14 protein-coding genes are annotated in these 14,003 nt (G+C 47.7%); 4 read left to right on the forward strand and 10 right to left on the reverse strand.

Annotated features, from left to right (window positions below):
• Positions 1-29 precede the first annotated feature (29 nt).
• The 8 genes from ACTHUR_RS02180 to ACTHUR_RS02215 all read right to left on the reverse strand — a co-directional run bounded on the left by ACTHUR_RS02180 (position 30) and on the right by ACTHUR_RS02215 (position 8,133).
• A complete protein-coding gene (locus ACTHUR_RS02180) occupies positions 30-671 on the reverse strand; it encodes a TetR/AcrR family transcriptional regulator (protein ID WP_004519965.1) in 642 nt (213 codons plus the stop codon).
• 18 nt (positions 672-689) lie between these two features.
• Positions 690-1,730, reverse strand: a complete 1,041-nt coding sequence (gene murB, locus ACTHUR_RS02185; RefSeq protein ID WP_004519964.1) for a UDP-N-acetylmuramate dehydrogenase — start codon at positions 1,728-1,730, stop codon at positions 690-692.
• Between the two features lie 46 nt (positions 1,731-1,776).
• Complete coding sequence (locus tag ACTHUR_RS02190; RefSeq protein ID WP_004519963.1) at positions 1,777-2,550, reverse strand: LEM-3-like GIY-YIG domain-containing protein; 774 nt, start codon at positions 2,548-2,550, stop codon at positions 1,777-1,779.
• 63 nt (positions 2,551-2,613) lie between these two features.
• Positions 2,614-3,993: an MATE family efflux transporter gene (locus tag ACTHUR_RS02195; protein ID WP_049336801.1), complete on the reverse strand. Its 1,380-nt coding sequence runs from the start codon at positions 3,991-3,993 to the stop codon at positions 2,614-2,616.
• Positions 3,994-4,096: 103 nt separating this feature from the next.
• Positions 4,097-4,534: an acyl-CoA thioesterase gene (locus ACTHUR_RS02200; protein WP_070625666.1), complete on the reverse strand. Its 438-nt coding sequence runs from the start codon at positions 4,532-4,534 to the stop codon at positions 4,097-4,099.
• A gap of 26 nt (positions 4,535-4,560) precedes the next feature.
• Positions 4,561-5,490, reverse strand: coding sequence for an LpxL/LpxP family acyltransferase (locus tag ACTHUR_RS02205; RefSeq protein ID WP_070695660.1), 930 nt, complete (start codon positions 5,488-5,490; stop codon positions 4,561-4,563).
• A 4-nt stretch (positions 5,491-5,494) separates the two neighbouring features.
• Positions 5,495-6,220 carry a glycosyltransferase family 2 protein gene (locus ACTHUR_RS02210; protein ID WP_049322164.1) on the reverse strand — a complete coding sequence of 242 codons (726 nt, stop codon included), beginning with the start codon at positions 6,218-6,220 and terminating at the stop codon, positions 5,495-5,497.
• Between the two features lie 146 nt (positions 6,221-6,366).
• The gene (locus ACTHUR_RS02215; protein WP_070695659.1) at positions 6,367-8,133 is read right to left on the reverse strand and encodes an ABC transporter ATP-binding protein/permease; all 1,767 of its coding nucleotides are present in this window, start codon (positions 8,131-8,133) and stop codon (positions 6,367-6,369) included.
• Between the two features lie 233 nt (positions 8,134-8,366).
• Between ACTHUR_RS02215 and ACTHUR_RS02220 the strand changes: the two genes are divergently transcribed.
• From ACTHUR_RS02220 to ACTHUR_RS02235, 4 genes are all read left to right on the forward strand, one after another.
• A complete protein-coding gene (locus ACTHUR_RS02220) occupies positions 8,367-10,649 on the forward strand; it encodes a TonB-dependent receptor (RefSeq protein ID WP_070695658.1) in 2,283 nt (760 codons plus the stop codon).
• A gap of 199 nt (positions 10,650-10,848) precedes the next feature.
• Positions 10,849-11,412, forward strand: coding sequence for a peptidylprolyl isomerase (locus ACTHUR_RS02225; protein ID WP_049332503.1), 564 nt, complete (start codon positions 10,849-10,851; stop codon positions 11,410-11,412).
• 122 nt (positions 11,413-11,534) lie between these two features.
• A complete protein-coding gene (ygfZ, locus tag ACTHUR_RS02230) occupies positions 11,535-12,392 on the forward strand; it encodes a CAF17-like 4Fe-4S cluster assembly/insertion protein YgfZ (RefSeq protein ID WP_440361123.1) in 858 nt (285 codons plus the stop codon).
• A 90-nt stretch (positions 12,393-12,482) separates the two neighbouring features.
• Entirely contained in the window at positions 12,483-12,725 is a 243-nt protein-coding gene (locus tag ACTHUR_RS02235) for a hypothetical protein (protein WP_440362640.1), read from the forward strand.
• 63 nt (positions 12,726-12,788) lie between these two features.
• Here ACTHUR_RS02235 and ACTHUR_RS02240 read toward each other — a convergent pair whose 3' ends face one another.
• Both ACTHUR_RS02240 and ACTHUR_RS02245 read right to left on the reverse strand, forming a co-directional pair.
• Positions 12,789-13,694: a TIR domain-containing protein gene (locus ACTHUR_RS02240; protein ID WP_070849820.1), complete on the reverse strand. Its 906-nt coding sequence runs from the start codon at positions 13,692-13,694 to the stop codon at positions 12,789-12,791.
• Positions 13,695-13,958 carry a hypothetical protein gene (locus tag ACTHUR_RS02245; protein ID WP_049351259.1) on the reverse strand — a complete coding sequence of 88 codons (264 nt, stop codon included), beginning with the start codon at positions 13,956-13,958 and terminating at the stop codon, positions 13,695-13,697.
• Positions 13,959-14,003 lie beyond the last annotated feature (45 nt).

Here is a 14,003-nt window from a genome sequence, read left to right on the forward strand (position 1 = left end):
CGTTTTCAGACGGCCTTTGTATGGAAAAATTAATGGTTGCTGCCGATTTTTTGGTCGAATTCGGCACGGTGTTCCGGCAGGAGGTAGGGGCGTAACAGGCTGAGTGTGCGGCTGATGCCCCGTACTTTGGAATCCTCGGTCAACTTGGCTCGACCGCGCAGGGAGCTGTCGAAGTCGAACCAGTATTTCGTCACCATCCACATATTGACGGCAAGGTCGTTCATGGCGGTTTGGTCTGCGCTGATGATGTTCAGACCGTTGAGCTGGGTCAGCAGGTTGACCAACAGCGGGGACACTTTGGCTTGGGTAAAGGTATTGTGCTCGCCCAATAATTCGGCACTGCGGGCAAGCAGGGTATTCACATCGCTGAAAAGGAAACGGTATTCCCACATCACATCATAAATACCGGCCATGTAGTTGATGGAGTCTTCCACATTAGACGGCAATACGGCTTCGTTAAGGTAGACAAGCAGGGCTTCGCTGTAACGCTTGAACAATTGGACAATAATTTCGTCTTTGTTGCGGAAATGGTAGTAGAGGTTGCCCGGGCTGATGCCTAAGTGGGCGGCAATATGGTTGGTGCTAATATTGCGCTCGCCTTCTTCGTTGAACAAGGCGAGGCTGGCATTGATGATTCGTGTGTAAGTGTTGACTTTAGCAATGCGCGGCATGGAATACACTCCTTTGTTTTATAGGCTGTATGAAGTCGGCAGCCAGTTGGGTTCTGCGTGTAATTCTACCTGAAATTGAGTAAATACTGTATTACAAACATATTGTGCCAGCTGGTGGACATCTTGAGCGGACGCATTGTTTTTATTCACCAAAACCAAAGCCTGTCTGTCATGCACAGCCGCCCCGCCGATCTGATGGCCTTTCAGACGGCATTGGTCAATCAGCCAGCCGGCCGCGAGTTTGACCGAACCGTCAGGCTGCGGATAGCGTGGCATATTGGGGTATTGTTGCAACAAATCGGCAGCTTTTTCAGCGCTGACAACAGGGTTTTTAAAGAAACTTCCGACATTACCAAGCACGTTAGGATTAGGCAGTTTACTGTTGCGGATTGCACACACTGCATCGGAAACATCTTTAGCCGTTGCCTCGCGGTCTTGGCTTAGTTCGGCAACCGCTGCCGCCAAATCGCCATAGCCCAAGTTCGGCACAAAATGCTCTTTTAACGCGAATACAACCGAAACAATCACATAACGGCCTTTGCCTTCCTGTTTGAATAGGCTTTCACGATAGGCAAAGTCACAGTCGGCATTGGAAAGCTCGACAAAGGTTTCCGTATCCAAATCAAAGCAGCGTACGCTATGGATAACATCTTTCGCTTCAACACCATATGCACCGATATTTTGTACCGGAGACGCGCCGACCGTGCCCGGAATCAGACTGAGGTTTTCCAGCCCGCTTAAACCCAGCCCAACCGTGTGCAAAACAAAATCATGCCAAATTTCCCCAGCCTGAGCCTCGATATAAACCAGGCCGTCTGAACGCTCAATTTCGCGTATTCCCTTGTTTTCCATATGCACAACCAGACCGGCATAGTCCTCCATCAAAAGGATATTGCTGCCGCCGCCGAGCCATAAAACAGTATTTCGGTTGAACTCGGGCAGCCGGACGATGTCGCGCAACTCGTCGGCGTGTTTGAGTGCGATAAAGGCTTGGGCTTGGGCGCGAAGGCCGAAAGTGTTGTAGGGGGTGAGGTCGGTTTGGTATTGGATGGGTTGCATGATGATTTGTGATTTTGTGGATTCAGGTCGTCTGAAAACTTACTATTTAACAATTACGATAGGTAATGGGGTTTTGGGGCGCTTTATAGTTTTCTTGGGAAGAATAGGTCAGCTTGTCCACGATTTCTTGATAAATATTGGACTCTTTTGGTAACGGCTTGCCTTCAAACATCCAACGACCTTGAATAATATCGTCGGCAGAAATCCATCTTTCAATTTCATATACTGCCAATGTCCAGCCGCGATAGACTGCAACTGCATATTTTGCTTTTTCACGCCTACTTCCGATTTTCCAATATTTCCGTGTGCGCTCATAAATTTCCTTATGCCTATCGGCTTCAGGAATATTCCCTGATCTGATGTCTTTTTTCAGTTTCTCGTATTCGTTATTAATCGTAATTAAAACAATAGGTTTATCAGTTTTCAATTCTTGCGCATCATATTTTCGTTTTAATTCGGACAAGCTCATCAATCCTACTTCAGAAGAATGCGTGCCGCCTTGAATATTAGTCAGCGGCTGCTGGCTCGGCTTGACTAGGGAGAGTAGGTCTATTGCCATTGCTTCATATTCAAAAGCCTGTTTGTCTGTTTGGATGTTGTGCCGCAGAATGTAATACACGGGCTGGTTTCCGCTTTTATGTATTTCCCTAATCAAAGCAATTTTATCACTTGGCGTTTCTGTTTCTTGTAATGAACCTAGGGCATGATGGAAAACGCGATTGCCCACGCCTTTACCTACATAGAAAATATTGCCATCTCTAGGGTCAATCAAGCAATAAATATAGTAAGCAAGTTTTTCTATAATGGAAGTTGAAAACATTTTTTTCCTTAAGAGTGAATAAGCCGTAAATGAAATATCAATGGAGGTCGTCTGAAAGAAATTTCAGACGGCCTTATGTGATTTGACCATCTCTTTACTGCAAAGCTCCAAGCACCATACCAATGCAATGGCGGCAATCGTCAGCGAAACGGTCAGCGCGGTCCAGAAGCCGTAAATGCCCATATCGGCATGATAGGCAAGCAGGTAGCCGGGCAACAGGCCGCAGCCCCAGAAAGCCACGGCATGGATGAACATCGGCATTTTGGTCACTTTATAGCCGCGCAGCGCATATGAAGCGATACATTGGGTGGCATCTGCCAGTTGGAATAGGGAAGCGAAAAATAAAACGGTTGCGGCAATGCCTAATACTGCCGCATCGTTGGTGTACATACCTGCCAACTGAAAGCGAAAGACAACCAAGAGCAGCGCGGTGCAGGTGGCAAGTAGCCAGCCCAACACCAGCGAAACGCCTGAAATATAACGCGCCCGCAAAAAATCGCGCCGCCCGAGCGAAAAGCCAACGCGTACCGTGCTTGCCGAGCCGACACTTTGCGGAACCATATACAAAATACCCGACAGGCTGATGACGACTTGTTGCGCGGCGACATAATCTTCGCCGAATGGCGCCACCAAAAAGACGATAAACGAAAACGCGCTGGCTTCTAGAAAATAAGACAAGCCGATGGGTGCGCCGATTTTCCAAATCTGTTTAAAGGCCGCCAAATCGGGTTTGCCGATTTTTGCCGTCAAGCCAAACGGACGGAAGAATTTTTCTTTGGTGATATAAAGCCACAAAGCCAATGCGCTGAACCAAAATACCGCTGCCGTTGCCACGCCGCAACCTGCGCCGCCCAAAGCAGGCATACCGAATTTGCCGTAAACGAACACATAGTTCAGCGGTACATTCAACGCAAATGCCGCGAAGCTGACCAACATAATTACGCGCGGACGGTTCAAGCTTGAGGCATAGGCGTGCAGAGCGCGGTGTATCATGGCGGCCGGCATAGCCAAGCTGGTAAAGAACATATATTGCGCCATCGTGTCTTCGACATAATTGTTCAATGTCAGCCAATGACGGAAAGGCGTAATCATCGCCCACATCAACAACATGCCGAATACGCCCAAACACAAGCCAAACCAAATGCCTTGCATTCCTGTTTTGCCGACTTCTTCGGTTTTACCTGCGCCGTACAACTGGGCAATCATCGGGTTCAACGCCGCCATCACGCCCATAAAGGTAATGTAAATCGTGGAAAATGCGCTGCTGCCCAAAGCCACCGCGGCCAAATCTTCCTTACCTGCGCCACCAGCCATTACCGTATCGACAAAACCAATACCCACTTGCGCCACTTGCGCCAACAGCATAGGCAGGGCGAGGGCAGTAAGCAGGCGGGTTTCTTTTAAGAAAACAGGAAAGGCAAAGCGGTTGAGGTTCAGTAGCATAATGTGTGCGATTTGAGGATAAAGGCCGTCTGAAAACAGAAACGTAAAATTATAAAGGGTAAAGTTGATAAGCAGGCAATATGTTGTTTAATCGCTAAATTTTTCAGACGGCCTTAAAAGTCGGATGTCTTTTTACTGCTTCCAACCAGCTGTCCGGCGTTTGAAACTGCATCAGGCCGTCTGAAAGCGATACTGCGGCTTGGGTAGTCGAAGCGCGGGTCAGTTTTTCGTTGGTTTCAGCATCGTAAATGGTGTAATCGATACGCAGGCAGCTTTCGATTTCAACGATATCCATATCAACGCGGATTTTTTGGCCGAAACGGGCAGGACGGATGTATTTGAGGTTCATCTGCACAATCGGCCAGCTGTACCCCTGTCGCCCCATTTCATTGTAGTCATAACCGATGGAAGACAAAAAAGCGCAACGTGCGGTTTCAAGGTATTTGACATAGTTGCCGTGCCACACGATGTGCATGGCATCTACGTCAAAAAAAGGAACTTCGGTTTTAAAGCTGTGTTGGCAGTAGATGTGTTTTTTCATGGTTTAAAAGAGTAAGTGTGATGGTTTCAGACGGCGTCTTCGCCCCAAAAATCATAAAAATTGAACCATTGTAGCGGATTTTGCGCACATTCTTGCGCCAGAATGTCGGCAAAACCCTGCATCGCGTCTTTGACGGCAGCCTCGCGGTTGCCGCGTTTCCAGCTGGAAGTATCGGTAAAGCGGCGCAGTTTCAAATGATAGCGGCCGTTTTGTTTGACGCAAAACAGCGTGTTTACCTGCGTTTTTAAAAGCGAAGCCAACAGCCATGCGCCTTGCGGCATAGGGGCAGTGTGGCCTAAGAAATTAATGTCGGCGGTTTTCTCGCCGCGTACAGGCACGCGATCGGCCGCGATGGCAATCCATTCGCCGTTTTCGATACGGTGGTTTAATTCCATCATCAGGGTGGTGTCCAAATCTGTCACCTGAATCAGACGGATATGATCTGCGCCGGCTTTTTGCAATGCCTCGTTAAATGCCTGCGCGTGTTTGCTGTGCACCAATACGTTGAGTCTGAAATTTTTATGGTGCGACACCAGCGCACGGCAAACTTCGGTATTGCCCAAGTGTGAGCAGGCAAAAATCTGGCCGCGTTCGTTGCGCTTGACTTGCGAATAGATGTCGTCCGGATCTTCAATTACCAAATCTTCATAACGGATTTTGCGTTGCCACACGGCAAAACGGTCGCAAACTGCTTCGCCAAATGCAACGAATTGTTTGAATACGCTGTGTTTCGGCAGGACGGTATGGGGAAAGGCCGTCTGAAGACGGGTTTGATAGCGTAAGACATGACGGCGCGGTTTGGGCGCGGTTGCATAAAAATACAGCACCACAAACCAAATGCACGGCCTCATTAAAAAGGCCGGCAGATGGCGCACCATCAATGTAGTCAGGGCGAGAAACAGGCGGCTGCCGCGTTCGGGTTGGGCCGCCCAATGGGTTTGTTTATGGTCGGTCATGGTTTCAGACGGCCTTTCCAAAAACTTTGCCCAATCGGTGTTTCAACATACCGAAAAACAGCCGTGTGTGCATTTTGCTGATGCGGACATTGTCGGCAAAGGCATCGAAGTGGGACACGCCGTCGGCGGCGTATTGGACGGGTGTTTTAACCCAAACCGGTTTGACGTCGCGCCAGTACAGGCGGATAAGGATTTCCGTGTCGAAGTCCATACGGTCGCCTACGGTTTCTTCGCGGACGACGGATAGCGCGGGTGCAAGCGGATAGAGGCGGAAGCCGCACATGCCGTCTTTGATGTCGCATGACCAAGTGTGCAGCATATTCCAAAAGTCGGTAATTTTGCGTCCGTAAAGCCGTGCTTTGGGCGCGTCGTCGCCGTATTGCGGCCAACCGCAGACAACGGCTTCGGGATTTTGTTCCGCAGCAGCAAGGAGTTTGGGTGTATCGTTTAAGCAGTGTTGGCCGTCTGCATCAACCTGCAAGACGTGGGTATAACCATGCTCTTCGGCGTATTCCAAACCGGTTTTGACCGCTGCGCCTTTGCCGCCGTTAATGGGGCGGTAAAGGACATCGATGCCGTCTGAAACCAAAGCCTGCAATACAGGTTTGCATTCTTCGCGTGAACCGTCGTCCACAATTAAAACGTTTAAACCGAAGCTGCGCATGGTTTCGGCAACGTGGCTGATGGTGGTCGGGTGGTTGTAATGTGGAATGAGGGCCAGGGTTTTCATCAATATTCTTTAGGCGACGTTAACACAATGCAGAGTATAACAAATAAACATGCCATAGCGTTTGAAAAGGCCGTCTGAAACGGCACTGACAAAATCGTTTGATTTCGTTTTTCACTGTTTCAGACGGCCTTTTATATGCCATTAATTCAGCATTGTACATGACTGACATCGAGGCATAAATCATGGAACTCGTTGAGCGTGCTGCGGTGTCCGATGCTGATGATGATGCTGTCGGGCAGTTTTTGTTTTAAAGCACGGTAGAGCATGGCTTCGGTCGGTTCGTCCAAAGCGGCGGTGGCTTCGTCGAGCAGGATGATTTTGGGCTTGGAGAGCAGGGCGCGGACGAAGGCGACGCGTTGCAGTTCGCCGGGGGAGAGTTTGTGTTGCCAGTCGTCGGTTTTGTCCAATTTATCAATGAGATAACCTAGGCGGCAGGTATTCATGGCTTCGGCTAACTCAGGATGCTGTTTGTCGATGTCGGGGTAACAAATCGCGTCGCGCAGGCTGCCTTGCGCCGTGTACGGGCGTTGCGGCAGGAAGAGGATGTCTTGATGCGGTGGATGGCTGACTTTACCACTGCTGCCGAAAGGCCAAAGCCCAGCCAGCGCGCGCAGCAATGAAGTTTTACCGCAACCGCTCGGGCCGCGTATCAACAGGGAATTGCCGCTTTTGAGGTTGATGTTGATGCCGTCTAATAAAACTTCGCCGTTGTGGCGGTATAGGGCGACGTTTTCCAAGATCAGGCCATCTGAAACTTCAGTAAGCTCGGGTTGTTGTGCAGTGTGTTGTTCTTCCGTGCTCAGCAAAAAGCCGTATAGACGTTCCAATCGGGCGCGGTAGGCGGTGAATTTGTTGTAGAACATCCGGAAGAAAGACAGCGCGTTTTGCAGTCGTGCGAAGGCTTGGACGGTTTGCTGGATGTCGCCGATTTTGATTTGTCCGGCAAACAGGCGCGGGGCTTGCAAAATAATGGGGAAGAGCTTGATACCGTTGGTGAACATATCGTTAAAGCCGCTTAAGCAGACGCTTTGCCGCGCGATGCGCCAACGGTTGCGGATGATGGCTTTGAAGCGGTCGGCAAGCTGGTCGTGTTCGTGTTTTTCGCCGTTGTAAAACGCGACGCTTTCGGCATGGTCGCGCACGCGGACAAGGGAATAACGGTAGTCGCCGTTGAGTTTTTCGTTTTCATAATTAAAACGAATCAAAGGGTTGCCTATCCACATGGCGATAAAGGTCGCCAAAATTACAAACATATAGACAAACCAAACGATGCCGTGCGGAATATCGAAGCCGAACACGGTCAGGATGCCCGCCAAACCCCACAAAACAACGGCAAATTCCAGCGAGGTAACGACCGAATTGACCATGCCGCGCACAAATTCGATGGTCGAAGCGATGAATTCCTGCGCGTCCTGTTGGATACGCTGGTCGATATTGTCCGGCGCATGGCGGCGCATTTGCAGGCGGTAGTAGTTTTTGTCGGCAAGCCAGCGCGAAGTCAAAACTTCATTGAGCCGCTCCGACCATTTAATCGCCAAGCCTTGATCGAGAAAGTCGTTGACGACGTTGTTAAACGCCCGTATCAGCACCACGCCCGCATTCATCGCTGCAAACATCCAAAACGCGGAGGCGTTCAAATCCTGCATCGAGTCGTAAAGCCCTTTGGACATAAATGTACTCAACACATTCAGCCGCACTTCGGTTAACAGCAACGTAATCATCGCCGTAATCAGCAGCAATACTTTAACTGCACTTTTCGGCGTCAGGCAAAGGCGCAGGATATAGCTAAACTCGCGCCCGAAGCGTGTGTTGCGTGCAAAAAACAGAATCACCGCCGAAGCTGCGGCGACCATCAACAAGGTCTGCACCAACCAAGACGGTGAGGAATAAAGCTCGGTTTGCCATTTTTGCATGGGTGTATTCTCTAAAAGGGTCGTAAAGGCCGTCTGAAAAGGACGGCAAATTTATTAAATTATGATCACTATGAAAATAGTTTTTCAAACTGTTGTATTTTTGTATTTACAAACAGTTCTTATTTGTTTTTGTGGAAAGTAGGAATCTTATCAAATATAATCACAAAGCTAAATTACTTTGTAATTTTTTACCCGATATAAGAATTATTAATATTTCAACTCAGAAGGAATTTATGAAAAGCAAATTAGCCTTAATGCCGCTTGTGGTTGCAAGCGCATTCGCCTACGCCGCCGATGAAGCCACTCCTGCTCCCGAAGCCCATGCAGAAGTGCAGGAAGTCAAAGTCCACGCCAACGCCAAACGCGTGAAGGCCGCACGCTCGTATTCTATTGCCAGTGACGGCGATATGCGCGACCGTGTGAATTTGGGTGTATTGGGTAAAGCCAATGCCTTTACCGCACCGATTACCGTGGTCAATTACGACGAAAAAGCCCTCAATAATACCGAAGCGCGTACTTTGGTAGATGCCGTAGCGAAAAAAGACGCTTCCGTTTGGCAGTTTGGCGGCGAAAGTAATACCTTGACCGGCCTGTATTTCCGCGGTTATCAGCTTGACTCGCGCCAATTCAGCGTCAACGGCTTGGCCGGTATGTATGGCACACAAGGTACGGCCAGCGTGCAAGCCGGCTCCGCACAACTGATTAAAGGCGCGTCCACCGCCGTAAACGGCATGGACCCTGAAGGCGCGGTATCCGGTTCCGTCAATATCGAAACCAAAAAAGCCGCCGACGAAGGCAACCGCAAAATCGGTTTGGGCTGGTTCAGCAACAACCGCGCCCAAGGTACGTTCGACTTGGGCCAACGCTTCGGCGAAAACAAAGAATTCGGCGTACGCGCCAACGGCAAACTGCGCCACGGCGACACCCCGCGCCACGGTTACAGCGAAGACAACAAAGAATTTGCTTTAAATGCCGACTACCGCGGCGAAAAAGTGCGCGTGGCGTTCGACTCCATCTACGCGAAACGCAAAACCAACGGCGGCCGCGCGCGTATGCAGGACATTCAAAACCTGCAAGGCCGTCTGTTTGATGCACCTGACGGTAAAACCAACCTGCTGCCTTCTTGGAACTGGCAAAACACCGTCGGCCAAACCAATATGCTGACGTTTGAATGGGATGCGTTCGACAATGCACAGATTACAGGCGGTATCGGCTACAACAAAGCGCGTTATTACGGTACGCTGATTTCCCCTACTGTATGTTTGAATGCCACCAGTACTTGTACCGATGCGCAAAACACAAACGCCAGCGGCAAAGTAACGGCCCGCAACTATGACTACAACACCGGTACGGCCCGTCTGACCGACCAATACTTCCGCACTTTAAGCATGAACCTGTCTGCGCGAGGCGAATTTGAAACCGGTCCGGTTACGCATAACTGGAGTACGGCTTTTGACCGTGTTATCCGTCAACGCGCCACTACGCGCGGTTTGTCAGCAGGCAGCAGCAGCGCGAAAATTTCTGCAAGCGGCGATATTGCTGAGCAACTTGATTCTTTCCAACCGGACTATGCAACCGATTGGGAAAGCTCTGCCAATCTTGATGCCAATATCAAAGTCAACAGCTTAGCCTTGTCTGATACACTGGGCTTTGCCGACAACAAATACCGTCTGACTTTGGGCGGTCGTTTCCAAGCGGTTGAATATACCGATAAAAAAGCAGGCCAAAGCGGCGATGCCAAACGCTTCAGTCCTATGTTTATGGCCGCGTGGGTGCCGCAACCTGATTTGGTCGTTTACGGCAACTACATGGAAGACTTGGAGCCTGCGGATATCAAAACCGACGATGACGGTAATACCACCATGTCTAAACCGCGTGTCAGCCGTCAGTTTGAAGTGGGTGTGCGTAAAAACTGGGGCAATTTCGTGACCACGTTAAACGCGTTCCAAATCAAACGTCCGGGCTACTGGCGCGGTTCTACCACCGGCAAAACAGACTTTGCCGCGTATAAAGCTTTGGGCGGCGCGGCAGGCGACAAACAAGGCATGGAACGCAGCCGCGGTATTGAGTTCAATACCTACGCGAACTTGCTCAACAATACTTTGCGTCCGACTTTGGGCCTGATGTATCTGCAATCGACCGTGAAAGACTACCCAAATTCACGTGATATGCTGGTTAACGGCGTACAAGTTGCCAATCCGCGCGTAATTGCCAAAGCAGGTTTGGAATGGGATACCCCGTTTACCAAAGGCTTGACCTTGAGCAGCAATGTTTCGTATTTTGGTAAGTCTTACCAAGACACGCAAAAACAATACGCCTTCCCGTCCTATACCTTGGTTGACGTAGGCGCGCGCTACAAAACCAAACTGGGCAAAAATACTTTGACCGTCAGCAGCTCGGTAGAAAACCTGTTTAACAAAAACTACTGGCAAGTACAGCGCGGCCAATACGACCGCAGCTTCGCCGTCGTCGGTATGCCGCGTACTTACTGGCTGAAAGCGGAATTGGATTTCTAATCTGATTTCGGTTTGACCGTAATAGCAGGCCGTCTGAAAAGGAATGATAAAAAGCAAAAATTTGTTTTTTATCCCTTTTCAGACGGCCTGATTTGATTGCCTTATGTTTTTTGCTTGAAAAATCTTACATGTTTTTTATGGATTTCACGCGAAACAAGGTTAATATTCCATTTTCACAATACATCATTCGAGAAGACATATGAAAAAATCCATCAAACTGACCCTGTGCGCCCTCGCACTCTCACTTTCCGTGCAAGCGCAAGCGGTTACCCATGCCGTGATTGAAACCAATATGGGCAACATCCAACTGGAATTGGATGAAGTCAAAGCGCCGAAAACCGTGGCAAACTTTGTCAATTATGCCAAAAAAGGTTTTTACGACAACACGATTTTCCACCGCGTTATCGACAATTTTATGATTCAAGGCGGCGGATTTACCGAGAAAATGGTTCAAAAATCCACCGATAAAGCCATCACCAATGAAGCATACAACGGCTTGAAAAATAACGTCGGCACCATCGCTATGGCGCGCACCGGCGATCCGAATTCAGCAACCAGCCAGTTTTTTATCAATACAGCCGACAACGACTTTTTGAATTTCAAAAGCAAAACCCCTCAAGGCTACGGCTATGCCGTTTTCGGTAAAGTCACTTCCGGCATGGACGTGGTCCGTAAAATCAGCAAAGTGAAAACAGCGACACGCGGCTATCATCAAGACGTTCCAACCGAAGCCGTGATTATCCGTAAAGTCAGCATCAAATAATTTTGATTGTTTGAACCCAAACAACAGGCCATCTGAAACATTCAGACGGCCTGAATTTATTTATTTGATAATAAGCGGCAATTTGGGCGATAATTCAGCATCTACCATTTAAGGAGTCGATTATGCAAACCCGCCTGCCTTTTTTCAGCGTTGTCCGTGTCAGCGGTGAAGACAGAGCTTCATTTCTTCATGGTCAATTATCCAACGATATTAATAATTTAGCTTCTGGTCAAGCATGTTATGCTACATACAATACGCCTAAAGGCCGTGTGTTGGCCAATATGTTGGTCGTCAATCGCGGAGAAGATTTACTGTTGGTCATGGCTCAAGATTTGACCGAAGCCATCGTCAAACGCCTGAGAATGTTTGTCTTGCGTGCAAAAGTCGTCTTCGAGCTGATGCCTGATTTAGCAGTAAGCGGCGAGTTGGCAGACAATGCAGAACCTCATCCTGCTACCGAACCGCAACTGTCTTTTTCAGCCCAAATTCAAGAAAACACCGTAGAAATTGCCTTGCCGCACACAGGCCGTCTGAAAATTTCAGTAGCTGAAAATGCAGCCGAATATCAAGCAGGAGCCGAAAACGCGTGGAACCTGCACGAAATCCGCAGCGGCTATCCGTGGATTTGCGCCGCAACCAAAGAAGCGGCTGTTGCCCAAATGCTCAACCAACATATCATCGGCGCAGTCCATTTCCGTAAAGGCTGCTACCCCGGCCAAGAAATCATCGCCCGCGCCCAATACCGAGGCCAAGTCAAACGCGGTCTGGCCGTATTAAGCGGCGATTCTTTAGAAGCCGCCGGTATTGCCGTCAAAGTCGGCGAGGAAGAAGCAGGCGTTATTCTTAATACTGCACTCACAGAGCAAGGCAGCCTCAGCCTCGCCGTTATCAAGTTTTCCGTAACGGAAGCAGCATTGACCGATGCAGACGGCAATGCTTTGAAACAGGAAGAACTGTTTTTTACGGTAGAGAAAGATTGATGTTAGATGATTGAACAAAAAGCTTAAATATCAGCTTGAAATGAAAACAGAAAGGCCGTCTGAAATTCAGACGGCCTTTGATATTGAGTTTTGTTGGTACATGACCCAAGCTGCGTTTGCTGCCGACTGGATTACGGCATGGTTTGGAATCATTCGGTAGCAACAAAAACCGCGTGCGTGCGTACCGCACACACCCTACACCTCAATCTTAAGGTTTGCGTCGCCCGCAGTGGTAGGGTGTGTGGTCTAGCCACGCACGCGGTTGACAGGGGTGCGGGCTACGGCTTGCTGAAAACGGGGTTTGGGTTTTCAGACGGCCTTACAAAGATTTAAAACTGACGATTAGTTGGAAAACTTGGATTTGTAGGTCGGGCATTCATGCCCGACCTACTGCTGCTAACACAGTATATTTAGATCAATGGAATATCCTGCTTGTTTCAATTCGATAGCTAATTTTAACTTCCATCCTCCCGCGTCATCTACTTTCTGGTATACGACACCACTAATATCTGATGGAAATTCAACCTCTTCTTTAACCAATGCACACACTTTATTTCTTCCTAGTTTCCCTATAAGATAACCATGTTCAAAAACAACATTTTGTCTGGCTCTTGGTTTTAAATCGGTATCTAAATTACTTAACTTTTGACCACCAATATCACAGGGTGTATATAGAACAATTCCAAATCCAACATTCGTATATTCTTCAATTTTTTCAATAATAGTTTTTCCTGAGTTTGGTTGCTCATGTAGAATTATTGCGGATAAACCTAGTTTTTCAATAAGTCTTGCCACTTCTACTTTTAATAAATCATCTCTCCCATGCACTATAAATACGTTATTAGATACTATTGATGAGTTCTTTACTTCCATATTAGCCCCTTTCCTTGTGATGTAATTTTTATAATCTCGAGCAAATGGTATTAATACCTGCCTATTAAAGCTATGAATTCCTGCAATAATTTTATTGCCGCTATAGAAATAGTGATGGCAAAAATCAAGTACTTCGTTGGTATCATTAGATAACCAATTTACCAGCAAAATAATATAGCCCAATCTTTCTTTCATATCTGTTGGTAACAATAATTTTGAGCTACCAACAAAACTACCACCTGTGTTAGAGCTATCTTCTAGAAGTTTTTCTAAGTTTAAATTTTCTGTTAGCTCATCGTTGTGAACTTTTAAAACTTCATCATTTAATAGTTCGTTTAACCTTTTTAATGACCATTCAAAAGTTTGCAGTTCCGATGATTGCAAGTCCAATATAGCATTATTAATTTCTTCAAAAATATCTAATCCCATTTATTCACCTTTTTTGAGTCGTGCTTCGGCTGCTTCCCTAATAATTTCACTACGTGCATTTTCCTTGAGTCCCTCTAATAGCGAAGAAATTATTGGATTATTAATTTCATCTCCTGCTATTGAATCAAGACCATAATTATATTCCTGAATGGCTGATTCAATACTCAAAGGGTCAAATGGATCAAATTTAAGATTAATTGGTTGCGCCTCTAATTCGTTAAGTATCAGTTCTAGCTTATTGAGATTTTTCAAAAGAGATTTCATTTCAAATCCTTTGAGTTAAAAATATAATGATTATAGGATATATAA

The organism is Neisseria sp. P0021.S007 (assembly GCF_051956855.1).